Source organism: Mycolicibacterium sphagni (assembly GCF_002250655.1).
Taxonomy (GTDB): domain Bacteria; phylum Actinomycetota; class Actinomycetes; order Mycobacteriales; family Mycobacteriaceae; genus Mycobacterium; species Mycobacterium sphagni.
Window position 1 is genome coordinate 102,971 of sequence record NZ_NOZR01000015.1, and the last position, 17,906, is coordinate 120,876.

Consider the following 17,906-nt stretch of genomic DNA (forward strand, 5'->3'; position numbering starts at 1 on the left):
AGCCAGCGAGAAGCCGGAGCCCTTGTCGACTACCGTTGGGCGCTGTGACAAATGGGCACCCTGGCGAGGTTGAACTCGACTTCCCGCGCGAGTGGGTGGAGTTCTACGACCCGGACAATGCGGAACACCTCATCGCCGCAGACCTGACGTGGCTGCTATCCAACTGGACGTGCGTGTTCGGTACACCCGCGTGCAAGGGCACGGTCGAGGGACGTCCGGACGACGGTTGCTGCTCGCACGGGGCGTTCCTGTCCGATGACGACGACCGCGCCCATCTCGACGACGCGGTCAAGAAGCTGACCGACGCCGATTGGCAATTCCGGGACAAGGGGCTGGGCCGCAAGGGCTACCTCGAGATGGACGAGTTCGACGACAAGCCCAGCCTGCGCACCCGCAAGTACAAGGGCGCCTGCATCTTCCTGAACCGTCCGGGGTTCCCGACCGGGATCGGCTGCGCCCTGCACACCAAAGCCATCAAGCTCGGGGTCGAACCGCTCACGATGAAGCCGGAGATCTGCTGGCAGCTGCCCATCCGGCGCAGTCAGGAGTGGATCACCCGGCCGGACGGCACCGAAGTGCTCAAGACCACGATCACCGAGTACGACCGGCGTGGCTGGGGCGAGGGCGGCGCGGATCTGCACTGGTATTGCACGGGTGACCCCGCGGCTCACGTCGGAAAGAAGCAGGTCTGGGAGTCCTACGGCCCCGAGTTGACGGAGCTGCTCGGCGAGAAGGCCTACGCCGAACTGGCGGCCATGTGCAGACGGCGCAGTGGTTTCCCGCTGATCGCCGTGCATCCGGCCACCCGCGCCGCGCAGTAGCTGTCTGAGCCGCCGGTCCGGCCGCTCAGCGACGGCGGAGCCGTCGGATAGCGTTATTTGCTAAATCTGCATCATTTTGCACGGAATTCGTGACTCAGCTCATGTGACGAACTGGTTGCCTTATGCCCTAAGCGCAGTTACGGTGCAGTTAATAACAGTTCCCTGATCCGAGGGCAGATTTTAGCTGTGTTGGCCGAACCGAGTGATAACCACATCTCAGTTGATAACAACTGGGACGTAGATGTTCGCCAAAACTCCACCTCCGCGTTATTTGATGAGAACAGCATTCCCCCGCTGTGGCCCCCGACGCGCGCCACGCAGCGCGAAGCCCGGCACCTCCGGCATTCCAGACGGTTAGTCATCAGCGACACGGCGATTATTTGCCTGGCGCTGGCAGTCGCCACCATGTTCGTGTTTGCTGAAGAACCGGGAGCACTGCTCACCTACGTCCTGGGGTCGGTCGCGCTGGCCGCCTTGTGGATGGCCGCGTTGGGTCTCAACGGTTACCGCGCGCGTCGGGTGGTCGGCCGCGGCGTCGGCGAGAACACGAGCGTCGTTCTTGCCACCCTGCAGGTGTTTGGCCTGATCGCGATCGCTGCGCTGCTGCTGCCCATGGATCCGTCGCGAACCTATCTCGCGATCGCCTTCCCGGCGGGTCTGCTCGGACTGCTGGTGAACCGCAGGCACTGGCGCCGAGTCGAGACCGCCGAGCTCGGCCGCGCCGACTACCAGATCTCGGTTTTGGTCGTGGGTAGCTCGCGGGCCGCCGCCGACGTCGCCGCCACGTTTGTGCGGGATCCTGCCGCGGGCTATCGCGTCGTCGGGATCTGCACCCCCGAAGGACCGACGGCGCGGGACCGCAGCATCGACATCGGCGGCCGGGCCATCCCCGTCGTGGGCATCGACCAGGCCATCGCCGACGCCGTGCGCCGCACTGGCGCACAGACCGTCGCGCTGGCCGCCACCGATCACTTGCACGCCACCGAGGTACGCCGGTTGATCTGGGAACTCGATTCACTGGGCGTGGATCTGATGATCGCCCCCGGGCTGGTCGACATCGCCGAAGACCGATTACACAGCCGCCCGGTGGCCGGCATGGCGATGTTCGAGGTGAGCAAGCCGCAGCACGCGGGGGCCAACTCGGCCGCCAAGCGGGCCTTCGACGTCGTGTTCACCACGGTGGCGATGATCGTGGTCGCGCCCCTGTTCCTGCTCGCGGCGCTGGCGGTGCGACTGTCTGGACCCGGACCGGTCTTCTACGTGTCCGAGCGGATCGGACTCAAGGGCACCACGTTCCCGATGCTCAAGTTCCGCAGCATGGTCGACGGCGCCGATGAGGATGCGCCGGCGATGATCGCCGCCGACGGAAGCAGCCCGCTGTTCTGGAAGCCCAAGGACGATCCGCGGGTCACCCGGGTCGGCAAGGTACTGCGGAAGTACAGCGTCGACGAACTGCCCCAGTTCTTCAACGTGTTACGCGGCGACATGAGCGTTGTCGGCCCCCGGCCGCAGGTCCGCCGCGAGGTCGACTCGTATGACTACCTGGTTCGTCGGCGGCTGACCGTCAAGCCTGGTCTGACCGGGTTGTGGCAGGTCAGCGGCCGCTCGGACCTACGGACCGAGGACGCCCTGCGCCTGGACCTGAGCTACATCGAGAACTGGTCCCCGATTCGGGACCTGACGATCATCGCCAGGACCATCAAGACCGTGTTGCGCGGCGACGGCGCGTACTAGCCCTCCAGCTTGTAGCCCAGGCCGCGCACCGTCACCAAGTGCACGGGATTGGCCGGATCGGCTTCGATCTTCGACCGCAGGCGCTTGACGTGGACATCGAGAGTCTTGGTGTCTCCGACGTAGTCCGCACCCCACACCCGGTCGATCAGCTGACCGCGGGTGAGCACCCGGCCGCTGTTGCGCATCAGGTACTCCAGTAGATCGAATTCCTTGAGCGGCAACGTAATCGGCTCACCATTGACGGTGACGACGTGGCGCTCGACATCCATGCGCACCGGGCCGGCCTCCAGGATGGCGTCACCGATACCGGAGTCCTCGGTGTCGGTTCCGCGGCGCAGCACGGCACGGATACGGGCGATCAGTTCGCGCGCCGAGTACGGCTTGGTGACGTAGTCGTCGGCACCGAGCTCGAGGCCGACCACCTTGTCGATCTCGCTGTCGCGCGCGGTGACCATGATCACCGGCACGCTCGAGCGGGCGCGCAGCTGCTTACAGACGTCGGTGCCGGTCATCCCCGGCAGCATGAGGTCGAGCAGCACGATGTCGGCGCCGGATCGATCGAACTCCGCCAGAGCTGACGGGCCGTCACCGACGACGGTGGCCTCGAACCCTTCCTTGCGGAGCAGGAAAGCCAGCGGGTCGGCCAGCGATTCTTCGTCCTCCACGATCAACACATTGGTCATTGGCGTAGTGCCTCCTCGTCAATGGCCGATTGGTCGGCCGGTTCGTCGTCTTCGTTGTTGGGATAGGCGGGAATGGACAGGGTGAACGTCGAGCCGGTGCCCGGCTGGCTCCACAGCCGGATGCTGCCGTTGTGATTGGCTGCCACGTGTTTGACGATGGCCAGCCCCAAGCCGGTGCCGCCGGTGGCACGGGAGCGCGCTTTGTCGACCCGGAAGAACCGTTCGAACACCCGCTCCTGATCGGCACGGGCGATCCCGATTCCCCGGTCGGTGACGGAGATCTCGATGTTGTCGCCGCGCCGGCGGCGGCTGATCGACACCTTCGATTCGTCCGGTGAGTACGCGATGGCATTCGAGATCAGATTGGCCAGCGCGGTGACCAACAAGGACTGATCCCCCAGCACGCGGAAGCCGCTCGGCGCATCGGTGGTCACCTTGATGTCGGCATTGTCAGCCGCCACCTTGTGGCGCGAAATAGCCTCGCTGACAACAGAATCCACGTCGATTCCGTCCAGGTCGGGCAGCGGCTCGGCACCTTGGAGACGGGATAGCTCGATCAGCTCGCCGACCATATTGGCCAGCCGCTGGGATTCGGTCAGGATCTTGCGGCTGAAGTGGTGCACGGTCTCGGGGTCTTCGGCCGATTCCAGCAACGCCTCAGCCAGCACACCCATCGCCGCGACCGGCGTCTTGAGCTCATGGCTCACGTTGGCCACGAAGTCACGCCGGCTGGCTTCCATGCGGGCCTGCTCGGACTGGTCTTCGACGTAGACCACGGCGAACCGCGGATCCTGCTTGCTCAGCAGCCGAACGTGCCCGCGCACCGACAGCCCCGAACGGCCGGGCGCGGCCCGCAACGGCTGAGACAGGTCGACTTCGACGCCCTCTCCGGTGACCAGCACGCGCTGAGCGGCGCTCCAGGCTCGTTCGTCGAGCTGCCGGTCACGTACGAGGCCCAGCTCGGTGGCGCGGTCATTGATGAACACCACGTCGCGATGCGCGTCGACGACCACCATGCCGATCGGGGCCAGCGACACCACGTGATGCAACATCTGCGAGACGGTGATCCCCGCTTCGGTGATCGCGCGGCGCTGCCTGCGCTCGAGGATGCGTGGGGTGAGCGCGGCCCCGATCCCGAGTCCGAGAGCGAGCGCTACCAGCGCCGCGACGGTGACCAATAGTGCCACCGAGACAACACTCACACGCAAAGCGTACGCATTGGGTGAACGTCATCCCAGCAGCGTGCGGCTAAATCGGGTTACGTCACACAGCCAGCGCGCATGTATTCCGCCGCCGTTTACCGCGCGTTTGCCAAACCCGAGGTGCTTCCAGCTACTTCACGCCCTGGTTGGCCACCGCGGCAGCGCCTGCGGCGGCCGCCTCGGGATCCAGGTAGGTACCGCCCGCCACCAGAGGCTTCAGGTCGGCGTCAAGGTCGTAGCGCAGCGGAATACCGGTCGGGATGTTGAGGCCGACCACGTCCTCGTTGGACATGCCGTCCAGGTACTTCACCAGCGCGCGCAGCGAGTTTCCGTGCGCGACCATCAACACCGTCTTGCCGGCCTTCAGATCCGGGACGATCGTCTCGGTGAAGTACGGGACGAAACGGGCCACCACGTCAGCCAGGCACTCGGTCAGCGGGCCGCCGCCGATATCGGCGTAGCGCGGGTCGGTGTCCTGGCTGTAGGTGCTGCCCGGCTCGATCGGCGGCGGCGGGGTGTCATAACTGCGGCGCCACAGCATGAACTGCTCTTCGCCGTACTTTTCCTTGGTCTCGGCCTTGTCCAGGCCCTGCAGCGCACCGTAGTGCCGCTCGTTGAGCCGCCAGTCCCGATGCACCGGGATCCATAGCCGGTCGGCGGCATCCAGCGCCAGGTGCGCGGTGGTGATCGCCCGCCGCAGCAGCGAGGTGTACAGCACGTCGGGCAGCAGACCCTGTTCGGCCAGCAGCTTGCCGCCACGCACGGCCTCGGTGCGACCCTTGTCGGTCAGGTCGACGTCCACCCAGCCGGTGAACAGATTCAGCGCGTTCCATTCGCTCTCGCCGTGCCGCAGCAGAATCAGTGTGGAATCAGCCATGCCCGAAATCCTCTCACGCCCACGGTCAGTGGTCGCGGCTGTTCCCGTCGACCTCGTCTTCGGGCTGGGACTCTCGACTCCTCCTCATCGTTCGTCCCTCACTCTGCATCGTCGTCTTCGGGCCGGGACTCTCGACTCCTCCTCATCGTTCGTCCCTCACTCTGCATCGTCGTCTTGGATGAGATGCTCGAAGGCCTGCAGGTTCTTCAGCGATTCACCGCGGGAGACCCGCCACGCCCACTCTTTCTGGATAGACGACTTGAACCCAAGTTCCAGCAGGGTGTTGAAGTCGGTGTCGACGGCCTCGAGCACCTGCCCGAGGATCCGGTCGAGTTCATCGGCAGTCACCGACTCCAGCGCCATCCGCCCGACCAGATAGATGTCGCCGGTGTTGTCCAGCGTGTAGGCCACCCCATAGAGCCGGCGGTTGCGCTTGAGCAGGAATCGGTAGACGCCCTCGTGGTTTTCGTCGGGCTGACGGCAGACGAAGGCCTCCACCCGTACCGAGTGCTCACCGATGCTCAGCAGGGTGTTGGTCTTGAGCTTGCGCTCCCCCGGCAGCTCCACGATCAGCCCCGGCAGCCCGCCGTGCGCTCCTTCGTGGTGGCTGTAGACCAAGCCGTGCTCGGTCAGCGCGCCCTCGATGACCTGCTGGACGCTGGAACTCATGCGCGCACCCCGCGGCGCATCGACCACCGCCGTCCGTTACGCCGCGCCAGGACGTCGCCGGCAGCGCGCCGCCGCCGCGCGCTGGCATAGTCGGTGATGGCCCGGCTGTAACTGGCAAGCAATCCGTCCACGGTGTGCGCCCACGAGAAACGCTGTGCGTGCGCGACGGCGGCGCGGCTCAGCTCGTCGGAGTCACGGCGCAACAGCCCGGCGATCGCATCAGCCCACCTGTCGGGGTCGTGGCTGGACACCAGTGCCCCGCTGACACCGTCCGCCACCGCCACCGGCAGGCCGCCGACCGCTGCGGCCACCACCGGTGTTCCGCATGCCTGCGCCTCGATGGCGACCAGCCCGAACGATTCCGAATAGCTGGGCACCGCAACAAGATCCGCCGCACGATAGACGTTGACCAACTGCTCGCGGGATTGTGGGGGAAGGAACGTCACACGATCGGCGATACCCAGTTCGGCGGCAAGACCCACCAGCGCGTCAGGTGCCGCCAAGCCACTGCCCGACGGGCCGCCGGCCACCAGCACACGCACACCGGACAGCCGCGCAGCGGCACGCAACAGCACATCGGGCGCCTTCAACGGTTGGATCCGCCCCACGAAGGCGACCACCTGCTCGTCGGCGCGCAGGCCCAGCGCGGCCCGTGCCGTCAGCCGGTCGCCGGGCGCGAATGTCTCCAGGTCCACGCCGGGGTATACGACGTCGATTCGTCGCGGGTCGGCGTTGTGCAGCGAAACAAGTTGGCGGGCTTCATCTTCGGTGTTGACCACCAGCCGGTCAGCCTCGTCGACGACCTGCTGTTCGCCGACCGATCGCAACGGCGGTTCCGGTGCGTCGCCGTCGGCCAGTGCGGCGTTCTTCACCGCGGCCAGCGTGTGGGCGGTGTGCACCAACGGCACGGCCCAGCGGTCGCGGGCCAGCCAGCCGACCTGACCCGACAGCCAGTAGTGCGAATGCACGATGTCGTAGTAGCCGGGCTCATGGTTGGCCTCGGCGCGCAACACGCCGGCGGTGAACGCACACAGCTGAGTCGGCAGGTCGTATTTGTCGAGCCCCTCGAAGGGGCCGGCAACCACATTGCGCACCAGCACCCCTGGTGCCACGCGGACCAGCGGCTGATCGGACGAGGACGTGGCGCGGGTGAAGATCTCGACCTCCACCCCACGCCGGGCCATCTGTAGCGCGGTCTGCAGCACGTAGACGTTCATCCCGCCGGCGTCACCGGTACCCGGCTGGGCCAACGGCGAGGTGTGAACCGACAGAACCGCTACCCGATGCGGCACATTATCGGTCGATCTGTCAGTCAGCTCTCGGGCGTACCGCACGCCTCCATCTTTACACCGCGGCTTCGCGGCGGTTCTGCGCCCGTCTCAATGCGCCGATCGGGTCCGCGTACAGACCACCCAGCGACACGATGCCGGCACCGGCCTCCTGCACCCGGTTGCCGAAGGCGGTCACCCTGATGTCGCGGGGCGGCAGCACCGAACGCTCGGTGAACGCGGCCTCCACCAGCTGCATGCCCTCGGGGTACTCGGTGAACGCCTGGCCGCCGACAACCAGGTCGTCGGGGTTGAGCATGTCGCGCAGCAAGGCGACCGCCCCGCCGAGCACCCGAGCGCGTTCGGCCAGCAGTTCACGGGCGCCGACCGCGGCAGGGGTCTCGCCCTGCCGGGCGGTGCGCAGCAGGGCCGCCATGGACGCGCTGGGGCCGGAGGCGGGCACGATGCCGCGCTTGCGGGCAGCAGCCAGCACGGCCTCGTCGCTCACGGTGGACTCCAATTGTCCGCTGCCGCCAAGCAACTCGGAGGCCACCGGAAGCGCGGCGATGGTGCCCGGGCCGCTGGCCGGGCTGTGTACCCGGCCACCGATCACCAGAGCGAAACCGACTGTTTCGCGGGCGTAGACGTACAGACTGCTCGACGTAGGGGCGGGCGGGCGGCGCAGGCCCAGGAGGACCTCGGCACCGGCCATCGCGTCCACGTGAGAGGCCACCGAGACCGGCAGACCCAACGCCTCGGCAAGCACAGAGCCGACCGGGGCCTGCGTCCAGCCGAGCCGGCTGTGGTCGACGTGTCCGCTGACGCTGTCGACGACACCACCGATCGCGACGCCGATCCACAGCGGCCGGCGGCGATGCCACCGGCTCAGGTAGCGCCGGGCGCTGCCGGCCAGCGAGGCCAGCGCGGCGGCCTGCCCGCCGCGCGGCGTCGGGGTCTCCACCGCGTCGAGGGTGCGGCCCAGCAGGTCCGTTGCGACGATGTTGGTGGTCCGCGCGCCGATGTGGACGCCGAGGGTTAGGAACGGCTCGTGGTTGACCTCGACAGGCACGCGGGGCCGGCCGATGGCGCCGGACACGGCCAGATCGGCGCGCTCACGCAGGATGCCCGCGTCCAGCAGAGCGGTGACCTGGCGGTTGACCGTGGCGATCGACAGATTGGTGACCTGGGCGATCACGTCACGGCCGATGGCGCCGCGCTGGCGGACCGCCGCGAACACCGACGCAGCGGCGGCGTCGGGGATCCGCAGCGACGGGACCACGATGTGGTGCCGGGTCCGCAGCGGGTGCGGCCGGGCTCCGACGCGGGCCGCGTCATGGACGGAAGTACGAAGCGGATCGTGCGAAGAAAGTGCGACGGTACGCATAGGAGTGTCCTTCTCGAGTCGGATTAGGGGGCCTATGCCACACCTGGCGACTTGAGCGGGACGAGAAGAAGAATGTCCGGTCGGGTCAGGCGCAGCGAATCGCGTGACAACAACACGCGGTGTGCGCGACCAGACAGCTGGTCAGACCGAAACGGATCACGGGAAGAACTTAGCACAGTTACTAGAGTTGGAACGATGACAGCTCCAGACGCGCATTCCCGCGTTGCCGTCGTCACCGGCGCCAGCTCCGGTATCGGCGAGGCAACCGCCAAAACCCTTGCCGCCCTTGGCTTTCACGTCGTAGCGGTGGCGCGCCGGGCCGATCGCATCCAGCGGCTGGCCGACGAGATCGGCGGCACCGCTGTTGTGGCCGACGTCACAAACGACGCCGCGGTCGAGGCGCTGGCGGCCGGCCTGGCTCGGGTCGACGTGCTGATCAACAACGCCGGCGGAGCCAAGGGACTAGAGCCGATCGCGGAGGCGAACCTGGACGACTGGCGCTGGATGTGGGAGACCAATGTCCTCGGAACATTGCGCGTGACGAGGGCGCTGCTGCCCAAACTCGTCGCGTCAGGTGACGGGCTGATCGTCACCGTCACCTCGATCGCCGCACTGGAGGTCTACGACAACGGCGGCGGGTACACCGCAGCCAAACACGGCCAGGGCGCGCTGCATCGGACACTGCGCGGCGAATTGCTCGGAAAACCGGTGCGGCTCACCGAGATTGCGCCCGGCGCAGTGGAGACCGAGTTCTCGCTAGTGCGCTTCGGCGGTGACGAGCAGCGGGCCGACGCCGTCTATTCCGGCATCACGCCGCTGGTGGCCGCCGACGTTGCCGAGGTGATCGGCTTCGTCGCCACACGCCCGTCGCATGTCAATCTGGACCAGATCGTCATCCGGCCCCGAGATCAGGCCAGCGCCAGCCGGTTCAACCGCCGGTCGTAGCGGAACCCGAGCCAGTCGTGGTCGGGGTTGACGAGGTTGTCGAGCTCGACGTGGTGGTCGGGCTGGATGTCGTCGTCGGACTCGACGACGTCGTGGTGGGACTCGTCGTGGTGGTGGTCGTGGTCGGCGTACCCGACAGGGTCGGCGCATCTGTAGGTGTGGCCGGCGCGCTGCTGGGGATGCTGGTCTCCGGCTTTGTGTCGGTCAGAGCCGACATGGACTTCCATTGGTTCCAGTCCACCGCCCAGTCCCAAATGTCGCCGTCGGCGTAGGACAGCTGGATCGACGTGCCGGTCACCTCGACCGGGTCCCCATAAACGGCGGTGCCGAAGTACTGCTCGGCGTCGCCGGTGGACAGGTTGATGCACCCGTTGGTGACGTTGGTATTGCCCTGCGCGCCCGTGGATGCCGGGTTGGCGTGGATGAACTCACCGTTGTTGGAGATTCGCACGGCCCAGCGCTCGTGGACATTGCTGTAGCCGGCAGCCTGGTTGGTCATGTAGAAGTCGGCGTACTTCTCGCTGACGACGTGGATGCCGCTGCGGGTGACGTTGCGGGGCTTGTCGGCCTCGCCGTAGCTGCACGGGAAGTCCATGACGACGCCCTCGTCGGTGATCACCTGGATGCGGTGCGAGGTGGCGTCGGCCTTGACCACCTGGCGGCGGCCGATTTCGAAGTCCAGCGTCGAGTCAGTCGAGCCGTAGGCGTCCTTGCCGAACTTCACACCGTAGAGGCGCGCGTCCACGTGGACCTTGGTTCCGGGCTGGTAGTACTCCTTGGTGCGCCAATGCACCCGCGAGCCGCCCGCCTCGTCGGGCAGCCAGGCCCAGCTGCCCTCGTTCGGCGGGGTGGTGGTGACGGTCAGCGCCCTTTCGACGTCGGGCCGGTGCTCGTCGTCGATCGCGGCGTCGAACTGCAAGATGATCGGCGCCGCCACGCCGACGGTCTGCCCGTCGGACAGCTGGAATTGGCCGTTGACCTTGGTGGTCGGGTCGACCGTGGTGAACGACGCGGCGATGGGCTGCGCGTTGCCGTCGCGCCCGACCGCCGACCCTGACCACGTGTAGGAGGCGCCGTAGCCCAGCGGCTCGGTGATGGTGAACTCCGTACGGTCCCGGTTCAGGGCACCGGCGACGACGTTTCCGTCGGCATTGGTCAGGACGACGTGCTGCAGCCAGCCATCCTTGACCTGGAGAGTGACCGGGGCCGTGGGCAGCACGTTCTTGGTCGCGTCGGCCGGGGTGAAATTCAGCGACGCTTTGGGCGGCGGCGCCGACGTCACGACCGATTTGCCCGACACCTTGTCGCACGCGGCCAGTGCTGTGGGTGCGGCCACACCGAGGACCAGCGCTGTCAATGCACGTCGCCGATTGATCGGCGGCAGTCGGTCGGCTGGGCTCACGTCAATCCAAGATACGGAACCCAGCCGCCGTGCTGCCAATTGGAGAGCGTCTGGCTAAGCCTGGGGCTGCGTTACGCCAGCCCGAACAGTTGCAGCAGCGCCTGGCCGACACCGCCGAACCGGGTGCCCTGGAACGACACGTCGACCGGGTCGATCGTGACTTGGGCCCCGCTGGTCTGGTCGGTGTAGCTGTAACCCGGCCAGGTCACCGATATCGGCTTGAGCGGCGCGAAGAACCCGCCGAACGGAATGCTCAGCTGTGCGGTTCCCGCCCCTTCACCGAGATCGATCGGCAACGTCAGCGCCTTCTGGCCGAACAGCAGAGCGTTCGCCAGCTTGGGTCCGCCCTCGAACCACGCCTGGGCGGCCCCCACCACGTTTCCGTGCTGCAGCGCGCTGAAGAACGTCGTCGCGCTGGTGTACGCCGAGTACGCACCCAGAACGGCGGAGCCGGCCGAGCTGACCAGTAACGCAACTGGTGCCGGCACGACGAGGGTCCCCTGCGTGATCGAGACGTTCTCGGTGATCGTCGGGGTGGGGCTGAACGTCGAATCTCCCGACAGCGAGAACTTCACATTGCCGAGGGGCGTGCTGGCGTTCAGGTTCAGCGACACCGGGCCGCTGGTGCCTGCGTTGGGAAGCGTCGCGCTGATGTCGACCGTGATCTTGCCGAACGGGGTGTTGACGGTCTGCGTGGTGGTCTGGGTCTGCCCGGCTGCCGGGCTGGCGGCGGCGGACTTGGTGTCGGCTGCGGAAGGCGTGCTGGATGCCGCTTTGACCGGCGCGGCCACGCGTTTGGCCGAGGCCACTCCGCTGCTGCGTTTCGGCCCGGCTGCGGGCTTATTCGACGAGCTCGACGACGCCGAACTCGAGGCCTGGTGGCCTCCGGTGTCGGCCTGGGCGACTCCCGAGCCGGCTGCCAGAGCAGCGCCCACGCCGACGGTCAGCGCACCCGCGCCCAGCCAAGTTTTGATCCCCAGTGCGCGGTTGCGTCCGTGCTTCCCGGTTTTGATGGTCCCAACGGCCATGTGAATCCCCCGTGTGTCGTGTAAAGCAAACCCATGATCGGGCTGATGCCCACCATTGTCCCCATTTTTGGTCGCGCGGGTTAATTATCGAAATATTCACGGAACCGAGTCCCCGTGGGCTTGGTTAATGCCCAGTTCGGTGCGGCGACCACCAGGGCTACAGCGAACAACCCACGAGCACCGGTTCCGGTGCCAGCGTGATTCCGAACACGTCGTACACCCCGTCGCGCACGGTGCGCGCCAGCGCGAGCACATCGGCGGTGGATGCGCTGCCGCGGTTGGTCAGGGCAAGCGCATGTTTGGTCGACAACCGGCAGGCGGCGCCGGCATCCGGGTAGCCCTTGCCGAATCCGGCGCGTTCGACGAGCCAGCCGGCCGCCAATTTGACCCCGCCGGGCGCCGGGTAGTGCGGCACCGGCCCGTCCCGGCGGGACTTCAGATCCTCGAAACGTTCGGCGGGCACGACGGGGTTGGTGAAGAACGAGCCGACGCTCCAGGTGTCGTGGTCGTCGGCGTCGAGCACCATGCCTTTGCGGGCGCGCAGACCGAGCACGGTGGCACGCACCTCGGCGGGCTCGGCGCGCTCTCCCGCCACCACGCCGAGGGCCGCGGTCAGCTCCGCATAGCGCAGCGGGGCCGACCGGCCGGCATCGTCGAGGGCGAACTCCACCTCCAGCACCACCGCATCCGCGGAGTTCTTCAAGTCGCTGTGCCGGTACGCCAGCCCCAGCTCGCCGACGGCCGCCCAGCGCACCTGCGAGGTTCGGCGGTCCAGCAGCCGGACCCGGGTGAGGTAATCGGCCACCTCAACGCCGTATGCACCCACGTTCTGCACCGGGGTGGCACCGGCCGACCCGGGAATCCCGGACAGGCATTCCAGCCCGCCCAGTCCGGCCGCGACCGCGGCGATCACCACGTCGTCCCACACCGCGCCGGCGTCGGCGCGCAGCAGTGAACCGTCGACGCTGACGCCCCGGTTGGCCAGCCGGACGACGGTCAGGTCGGTGAGGTCGTCGGCGATCACGACATTGGATCCGCCGGCCAGCACCAGAACCGGCCCCTGGTTGTGGTCGACGGCGGCCAGCGTCGCCACGATCTGCTCGGCGGTAGTACAGGTGATGACTCGGCGCGCACGTGGACCGACCCGCAGTGTGGTCAGCGGGGCCAGCGGGACGTTCTCGGCGACCGCCGCGCCGCGGTAATCAATCCCGGGTGCCACGCCCGGTAACGGTAGCCTCACCAGCTATGCCGCGTTCATTCGACATGGCCACCGACTACGAGGGCAGCGTCGAACAGGTGCATTATGCATTGCGCGACGAACAGTACTGGCTGGCCCGGCTGGCCGACTCCGGCGCCGATGACGCGACACTGGACTCGATTCAGCCGACCCCAGACGGCGGCGTCGACGTGACGACGACCCAGGTGCTGCGAGCCGACCGGTTACCCGCCGTCGTCACCCAATTCCACCGCGGCGATCTGGAGATCCACCGCGTGGAGAGTTGGACCGGCCTGGTGGACGGCCGGGCCGAGGCCACTGTCACCGGCAGCATCCACCGGGCACCGGTGACGTTGACCGGCAGCGCTCAGCTGGACCCGTCAGACAGTCGGGCGCACTTGGCTTTTCGGGCCACTGTCGAGGTGCGGATCCCGTTGGTCGGCGGCAAGGTGGAGAATTTCATCGGCAAACAGCTGGTCGACTTGCTGATCGCCGAGCAACGGTTCACCACCATGTGGATCGCCGAGAACGGCTGACGCCGAAGGTACGGTTGCTTCATGTCCCGCCGCTTGGACTATGTCATCGGACTCGACTGGCCCGTCGCCGACCTCTACCAGAGCTTCACCAGTCGCCGGTATTGGGAAGACCTGGTCGCCGAACACCACAAGCACACCGATTCGGAGCTCACCCGCTTCGAGTCCGGCCGGAACGGCACCGATATCGCGTTCACCCACACGATCTCCCGCAGGGACGTGCCGTCGCTGGTCGCCGCGGTGGTTCCGTTGCGGCTCACCATCACCCGCGAACAGCATTTCGATCCGTTCGATGCCACAACGCATTCGGCCGACGGACACTACCGCGCGCTGGTGCCCGCCGCCCCGCTGAAGTTCGACGGCACCTACGTGCTGCAGCAGGCCGGCCAGGGCAGCGAGCTGCAACTGCACAGCCTCTGCAAAGTCAACGTGCCGCTGGTCGGCGGCAAGATCGAGCAGTGGGTCTGCGACGGCCTGCGCGGATTGTTCGACGACGAAAGGGATTTCACCCGCGACTGGATCGCCAGCCATTACTAGACCACCGCGCCCGGTTGGCGTTCCGACCCGCGGCACCACCAACGCCAATCGGCTGCGGCGCGCCGACCGCTGGCTGGTGAACTCCGCCCGCGTGCGGGGAGCACTGGAATCGGCGGATGAGCCGGTGGTCGTCGACCTGGGCTACGGCCGATTGCCGGTCACCACACTGGAACTGGCGGCGCGGCTGCGCCCGGTGCGCGCCGATGTCCGGGTGGTGGGTTTGGAGATCGATCCGCAGCGGGTGGTTCCCGGCGTCGACGGCGTCGAATTCGGGGTCGGCGGATTCGAACTCGCCGGCCTGCATCCGGTTCTGGTGCGGGCATTCAACGTGCTGCGCCAGTATCCCGAAGACGCGGTCGAACAGGCCTGGGCCGAAATGCGCTCGAAGCTGGCGCCAGACGGGCTGATCATCGACGGCACCTGCGACGAACTCGGCCGGCGGTGTTGCTGGGTGCTGCTGGATCGTGACGGTCCGGTGAGCCTGACCCTGGCCTGCGACCCACGCCATATCGACCGCCCCTCAGATCTGGCCGAGCGGCTGCCGAAAGTCCTTATCCACCATAATGTTCCGGGCCAATCGATCCACGGCCTGCTCTCGTCGGCTGATCGGGCCTGGGCGGCGGCGGCCGGGCATTCGGTGTTCGGTCCGCGGGACCGCTGGCGCGCGATGCTCACCGAGCTGCGCACGGCCGGGCTACCGCTCGACGCGCAGCGGCGCAATGCCCGCGATGCCGTGCTCACCGTGCCCTGGTCGACGGTGGCGCCCGCCGTAGGCTAGACACCATGCGGATAGCGCTCGCCCAATTGCTGTCGGACACCGATCCGGCCGTGAACCTCACGCTGGTCGAGGACTACACCCGGCGCGCCGCCGACGCCGGCGCCCGGTTCGTGGTGTTCCCCGAAGGCACGATGTGCCGATTCGGCGTTCCCCTGGCCCCGGTGGCCGAGCCGCTGGACGGCCCATGGGCCGACGAGGTGCGCCGCATCGCCGACAGCGCGGGGATCACCGTGGCGGTCGGGATGTTCACCCCGGCGCCCGACGGCCGGGTCACCAACACGATGCTTGCCGTCGGCCCGGGCCTCGACGCGCACTACGACAAGATCCACATGTACGACGCGTTCGGGTTCTCCGAGTCCGAGGCGGTGGCGCCGGGCCGCGAACCCGTGGTGATCACCGTCGACGGCGTGCGGGTCGGGCTGACCCTCTGCTACGACATCCGCTTCCCCACTCTCTACACCGAGCTGGCCGACCGCGGAGCCGAGCTGATCACGGTCAGTGCATCGTGGGGGGCGGGGCCGGGAAAGCTTGCGCAGTGGACGCTGCTGGCGCGCGCTCGCGCGCTCGATTCGACGTGTTTTGTCGCCGCGGTCGACCAGGGCTACCCCGGCGACGAGATGGCGACGGCGTCCAAGGCGCCGACCGGTGTGGGCGGCAGCGTGGTGGCCTCGCCGCTGGGCGAAGTGGTGGCATCCGCGGGCGACGACCCGCAACTTCTGGTGGCCGATATCGACATCGATCGAGTCGCTCCGGTGCGGGAGACGCTCGGGGTCCTGCGGAACCGCTCAGAGTTCGCTCAGACTGATAAGGCAGAATCGCCCCGGTGACGAATCCGCCACAAGGTCCGAACCATCCCGTCGGCCCCGGCGACCCGCCCACGCAGGCCTGGTCTGCGGCCGCGGGGCAGGGCACACCCACCGAGTACATCCCACGGCCGAGCGATCCGATCGATCCGCCGACGCAGCAGTTTTCTCAGATTCCGCCACCAGCCCCTCCGGTGCCGTCGGCTCCGCCGGAGGTGCCCGAGGAACCCAAACGGGGGTTCCTGCGCGACCCGCTGTCGATCGTCCTGGTGTTGATCACGGTCGTGGCGCTGGTGATCGCCGGACTGCTGGGCACCGAGCTATATGTGCGCCACGTCGCCGACACCGTGGTGTCCAGGGCCGTGTCCTGCGTGGTGCAGGACCAGACCGAGGTCTCGTTCGGAGCTCGCCCCTTCCTTCTCCAGCACCTGACGAAGCACTACAACGGCATTCACGTGCAGACGGCGGGCAATCAGATCCGCCAGGCCAAGGGTATGAAGCTCGACCTGTGGCTCGACGACATCGTGATCAACCAGACCGCCAACTCGGCCGGGACGATGGGCTCGCTGGACGCCAACATCACCTGGTCCAGCGACGGCATCAAGCAGACCGTGCAGGATGCGATCCCGTTCCTGGGCAGCCTGGTCAGCGGAGTGGCGACGTCGCCGTCGGACGGCACCATCGAACTGCAGGGCGGGCTGGGCACTGTGACCGTCAAGCCGACGGTGTCCAACGGCGCGCTGAGCCTGCAGGTGGTCAGCCTGACTGGGCTGGGCATGACGTTGCCGAAGGAAACCGTGCAGCCGGCGCTGGACGCCTTCATGAGCACGCTGACCAACAACCTGCCGATGGGCATTCACGCTGACAGCGTCGCGGTCACCGACAGCGGGGTCAGCGCGAAGTTCGTCACCCAAAACGCAACGATCCCCAACGGCCAGCAGGATCCCTGCTTCACCGGGGTCTAGCCGGCCAGGCCGTCCAGGACCGCTCGCGTCCCGGACAGCCCGAGCCGTGTCGCGCCCGCGCCGAGCATCGCCAGCGCGTCCTCGGCGGTTCGGATACCGCCGCTGGCCTTGACGCCGAGCCGGCCGCCGACGGTGCGTGCCATGATCTCCACCGCGATCACTGACGCACCGCCCGCAGGATGAAATCCGGTGGAGGTCTTGACGAAATCGGCGCCGGATTCTTCCGCGACCCGGCATATCGCCACCAGCGTCGTCTCGCCGGACAGGCTGAGCAGGGCGGCGGATTCGACGATGACTTTCAGGACCGCCCCGGGAACGGCGGCCCGAACCGTGGCGATATCGGCGGCCACCGCCGCGAGGTCGCCAGCCAGCGCGGCGCCGATGTCGATGACCATGTCGATTTCGTGTGCGCCGGAGTCGACGGCGAGCGCAGCCTCAGAGGCCTTGATGCTGGGCAGGTGCTTGCCAGACGGAAAGCCAGCGACGGCGGCGATGGCGAGGCGTTCGGGATGAGCGTCTACTGCCCGACGCGCAGCGGTCACCATCGAGGGAGACACACACGCCGCGAACACCCCCAGGGCCAGGGCCTCCTCGACGAAAGCGAGGACGTCGGCGTCAGTGGCCTCGGGTTTGAGCAAGGTGTGGTCGACGACCGCGGCAACCTCTTCTCGCCTGCGCATCAGAACGGCTCCTTGAGGCCACCGGGATTGCAGCCCGTTTGCGTCATGGTGTCGTCGTCAACCACCGGCCGCCACGGCTCCAGATTCCAGCTGACCTTGCCTGGCTGAGCGATTTCTGCGAACCGGAAGTGGCAGACGAACTGGTCACGCATGCCGGGGAGGTCGGCATCGGGTGCCAACGCCAGCACCTCGCCCCAGGCTTCATCGATCTCCCACGGGGGTTTCAGCAGCTGGGCGGCCGCGGCCCGGCCGGCCGGAGTCGGGTAGATCTGCAGGCTTTTCAGATCTCCCCATTGCACCCACTGGGCGTGATCGATGTAGGGCGGCGCGGGAAGGGGGTCGGCAGCGGCAGGGGCGGCCAGACTCAACGCCACCGGAACG

Annotated in this window: 18 protein-coding genes and 1 pseudogene; 8 read left to right on the forward strand and 11 right to left on the reverse strand. The window is 67.5% G+C overall.

Translation table 11 applies throughout. The annotated features are described in order from the left end of the window. Nucleotides 1-44 precede the first annotated feature (44 nt). Nucleotides 45-821, forward strand: a complete 777-nt coding sequence (locus CG716_RS17990; protein ID WP_094482019.1) for a DUF3109 family protein — start codon at nt 45-47, stop codon at nt 819-821. 186 nt (nt 822-1,007) lie between these two features. After that, nucleotides 1,008-2,555 carry a sugar transferase gene (locus CG716_RS17995; protein WP_094482021.1) on the forward strand — a complete coding sequence of 516 codons (1,548 nt, stop codon included), beginning with the start codon at nt 1,008-1,010 and terminating at the stop codon, nt 2,553-2,555. Here the strand turns inward: CG716_RS17995 and regX are convergent. The 6 genes from regX to CG716_RS18025 form a co-directional block, all read right to left on the reverse strand. Continuing rightward, complete coding sequence (regX, locus tag CG716_RS18000) at nt 2,552-3,238, reverse strand: two-component sensory transduction protein RegX (RefSeq protein ID WP_094482023.1); 687 nt, start codon at nt 3,236-3,238, stop codon at nt 2,552-2,554. The genes CG716_RS17995 and regX overlap by 4 nt on opposite strands. Continuing rightward, the gene (locus CG716_RS18005) at nt 3,235-4,440 is read right to left on the reverse strand and encodes a sensor histidine kinase (RefSeq protein ID WP_094482025.1); all 1,206 of its coding nucleotides are present in this window, start codon (nt 4,438-4,440) and stop codon (nt 3,235-3,237) included. Before CG716_RS18005 ends, regX begins: the two co-directional genes overlap by 4 nt. A gap of 130 nt (nt 4,441-4,570) precedes the next feature. Next, nucleotides 4,571-5,317, reverse strand: coding sequence for a phosphoglyceromutase (locus CG716_RS18010; RefSeq protein WP_094482027.1), 747 nt, complete (start codon nt 5,315-5,317; stop codon nt 4,571-4,573). A gap of 156 nt (nt 5,318-5,473) precedes the next feature. Next, nucleotides 5,474-5,986: a type III secretion system chaperone family protein gene (locus tag CG716_RS18015; RefSeq protein WP_094482029.1), complete on the reverse strand. Its 513-nt coding sequence runs from the start codon at nt 5,984-5,986 to the stop codon at nt 5,474-5,476. After that, nucleotides 5,983-7,302 (reverse strand): D-inositol-3-phosphate glycosyltransferase, encoded by a 1,320-nt coding sequence (mshA, locus tag CG716_RS18020; RefSeq protein ID WP_094482115.1) that lies wholly within the window; start codon nt 7,300-7,302, stop codon nt 5,983-5,985. The genes CG716_RS18015 and mshA overlap by 4 nt, the downstream gene beginning before the upstream one ends. 28 nt (nt 7,303-7,330) lie before the next feature. Next, nucleotides 7,331-8,638 carry an ROK family protein gene (locus tag CG716_RS18025; protein WP_094482031.1) on the reverse strand — a complete coding sequence of 436 codons (1,308 nt, stop codon included), beginning with the start codon at nt 8,636-8,638 and terminating at the stop codon, nt 7,331-7,333. A gap of 195 nt (nt 8,639-8,833) precedes the next feature. Here CG716_RS18025 and CG716_RS18030 point away from each other — a divergent pair, with 195 nt between their 5' ends. Beyond that, on the forward strand, nt 8,834-9,583 hold the full coding sequence (locus CG716_RS18030; protein ID WP_094482033.1) for an SDR family NAD(P)-dependent oxidoreductase: 750 nt from the start codon (nt 8,834-8,836) through the stop codon (nt 9,581-9,583). Between the two features lie 43 nt (nt 9,584-9,626). Here CG716_RS18030 and CG716_RS18035 read toward each other — a convergent pair. The 3 genes and pseudogenes from CG716_RS18035 to CG716_RS18045 form a co-directional block, all read right to left on the reverse strand. Continuing rightward, nucleotides 9,627-10,985, reverse strand: a pseudogene (locus CG716_RS18035) (L,D-transpeptidase); the annotation flags it as partial. A gap of 71 nt (nt 10,986-11,056) precedes the next feature. Next, nucleotides 11,057-12,013 (reverse strand): hypothetical protein, encoded by a 957-nt coding sequence (locus CG716_RS18040; protein WP_094482037.1) that lies wholly within the window; start codon nt 12,011-12,013, stop codon nt 11,057-11,059. 157 nt (nt 12,014-12,170) lie between these two features. Next, nucleotides 12,171-13,232, reverse strand: a complete 1,062-nt coding sequence (locus CG716_RS18045) for a UDP-N-acetylmuramate dehydrogenase (RefSeq protein ID WP_094482039.1) — start codon at nt 13,230-13,232, stop codon at nt 12,171-12,173. 26 nt (nt 13,233-13,258) lie between these two features. On the opposite strand from CG716_RS18045, the gene CG716_RS18050 reads away from it, so the two are divergent. The 5 genes from CG716_RS18050 to CG716_RS18070 are packed head-to-tail and all read left to right on the forward strand — an operon-like array spanning nt 13,259 to nt 16,845. Beyond that, the gene (locus CG716_RS18050; protein WP_094482041.1) at nt 13,259-13,765 is read left to right on the forward strand and encodes a DUF2505 domain-containing protein; all 507 of its coding nucleotides are present in this window, start codon (nt 13,259-13,261) and stop codon (nt 13,763-13,765) included. A 21-nt stretch (nt 13,766-13,786) separates the two neighbouring features. Next, nucleotides 13,787-14,299, forward strand: a complete 513-nt coding sequence (locus CG716_RS18055; RefSeq protein WP_094482043.1) for a DUF2505 domain-containing protein — start codon at nt 13,787-13,789, stop codon at nt 14,297-14,299. After that, a complete protein-coding gene (locus CG716_RS18060) occupies nt 14,292-15,077 on the forward strand; it encodes an SAM-dependent methyltransferase (RefSeq protein ID WP_094482045.1) in 786 nt (261 codons plus the stop codon). The genes CG716_RS18055 and CG716_RS18060 overlap by 8 nt, the downstream gene beginning before the upstream one ends. 5 nt (nt 15,078-15,082) lie before the next feature. Further along, nucleotides 15,083-15,904 carry a carbon-nitrogen hydrolase family protein gene (locus tag CG716_RS18065; protein ID WP_094482047.1) on the forward strand — a complete coding sequence of 274 codons (822 nt, stop codon included), beginning with the start codon at nt 15,083-15,085 and terminating at the stop codon, nt 15,902-15,904. Beyond that, nucleotides 15,901-16,845 carry an LmeA family phospholipid-binding protein gene (locus CG716_RS18070; RefSeq protein ID WP_234817896.1) on the forward strand — a complete coding sequence of 315 codons (945 nt, stop codon included), beginning with the start codon at nt 15,901-15,903 and terminating at the stop codon, nt 16,843-16,845. Before CG716_RS18065 ends, CG716_RS18070 begins: the two co-directional genes overlap by 4 nt. Here the strand turns inward: CG716_RS18070 and deoC are convergent. Both deoC and CG716_RS18080 read right to left on the reverse strand, forming a co-directional pair. Beyond that, nucleotides 16,842-17,525, reverse strand: a complete 684-nt coding sequence (gene deoC, locus CG716_RS18075) for a deoxyribose-phosphate aldolase (protein ID WP_094482049.1) — start codon at nt 17,523-17,525, stop codon at nt 16,842-16,844. The genes CG716_RS18070 and deoC overlap by 4 nt on opposite strands. Next, nucleotides 17,525-17,899 carry a DUF2599 domain-containing protein gene (locus CG716_RS18080; protein WP_234817897.1) on the reverse strand — a complete coding sequence of 125 codons (375 nt, stop codon included), beginning with the start codon at nt 17,897-17,899 and terminating at the stop codon, nt 17,525-17,527. Before CG716_RS18080 ends, deoC begins: the two co-directional genes overlap by 1 nt. Between the last annotated feature and the right edge of the window lie 7 nt (nt 17,900-17,906).

What these genes read in the sequence shown, in the direction of transcription:
- CG716_RS18040 (WP_094482037.1), bottom strand. Translation starts at nt 12,013, where the DNA reads ATGGCCGTTGGGACCATCAAAACCGGGAAGCACGGACGCAACCGCGCA.
- CG716_RS18030 (WP_094482033.1), top strand. Translation starts at nt 8,834, where the DNA reads ATGACAGCTCCAGACGCGCATTCCCGCGTTGCCGTCGTCACCGGCGCC.
- CG716_RS18010 (WP_094482027.1), bottom strand. Translation starts at nt 5,317, where the DNA reads ATGGCTGATTCCACACTGATTCTGCTGCGGCACGGCGAGAGCGAATGG.
- CG716_RS18015 (WP_094482029.1), bottom strand. Translation starts at nt 5,986, where the DNA reads ATGAGTTCCAGCGTCCAGCAGGTCATCGAGGGCGCGCTGACCGAGCAC.
- CG716_RS18065 (WP_094482047.1), top strand. Translation starts at nt 15,083, where the DNA reads ATGCGGATAGCGCTCGCCCAATTGCTGTCGGACACCGATCCGGCCGTG.
- CG716_RS18050 (WP_094482041.1), top strand. Translation starts at nt 13,259, where the DNA reads ATGCCGCGTTCATTCGACATGGCCACCGACTACGAGGGCAGCGTCGAA.
- deoC (WP_094482049.1), bottom strand. Translation starts at nt 17,525, where the DNA reads ATGCGCAGGCGAGAAGAGGTTGCCGCGGTCGTCGACCACACCTTGCTC.
- CG716_RS18055 (WP_094482043.1), top strand. Translation starts at nt 13,787, where the DNA reads ATGTCCCGCCGCTTGGACTATGTCATCGGACTCGACTGGCCCGTCGCC.
- regX (WP_094482023.1), bottom strand. Translation starts at nt 3,238, where the DNA reads ATGACCAATGTGTTGATCGTGGAGGACGAAGAATCGCTGGCCGACCCG.
- CG716_RS18025 (WP_094482031.1), bottom strand. Translation starts at nt 8,638, where the DNA reads ATGCGTACCGTCGCACTTTCTTCGCACGATCCGCTTCGTACTTCCGTC.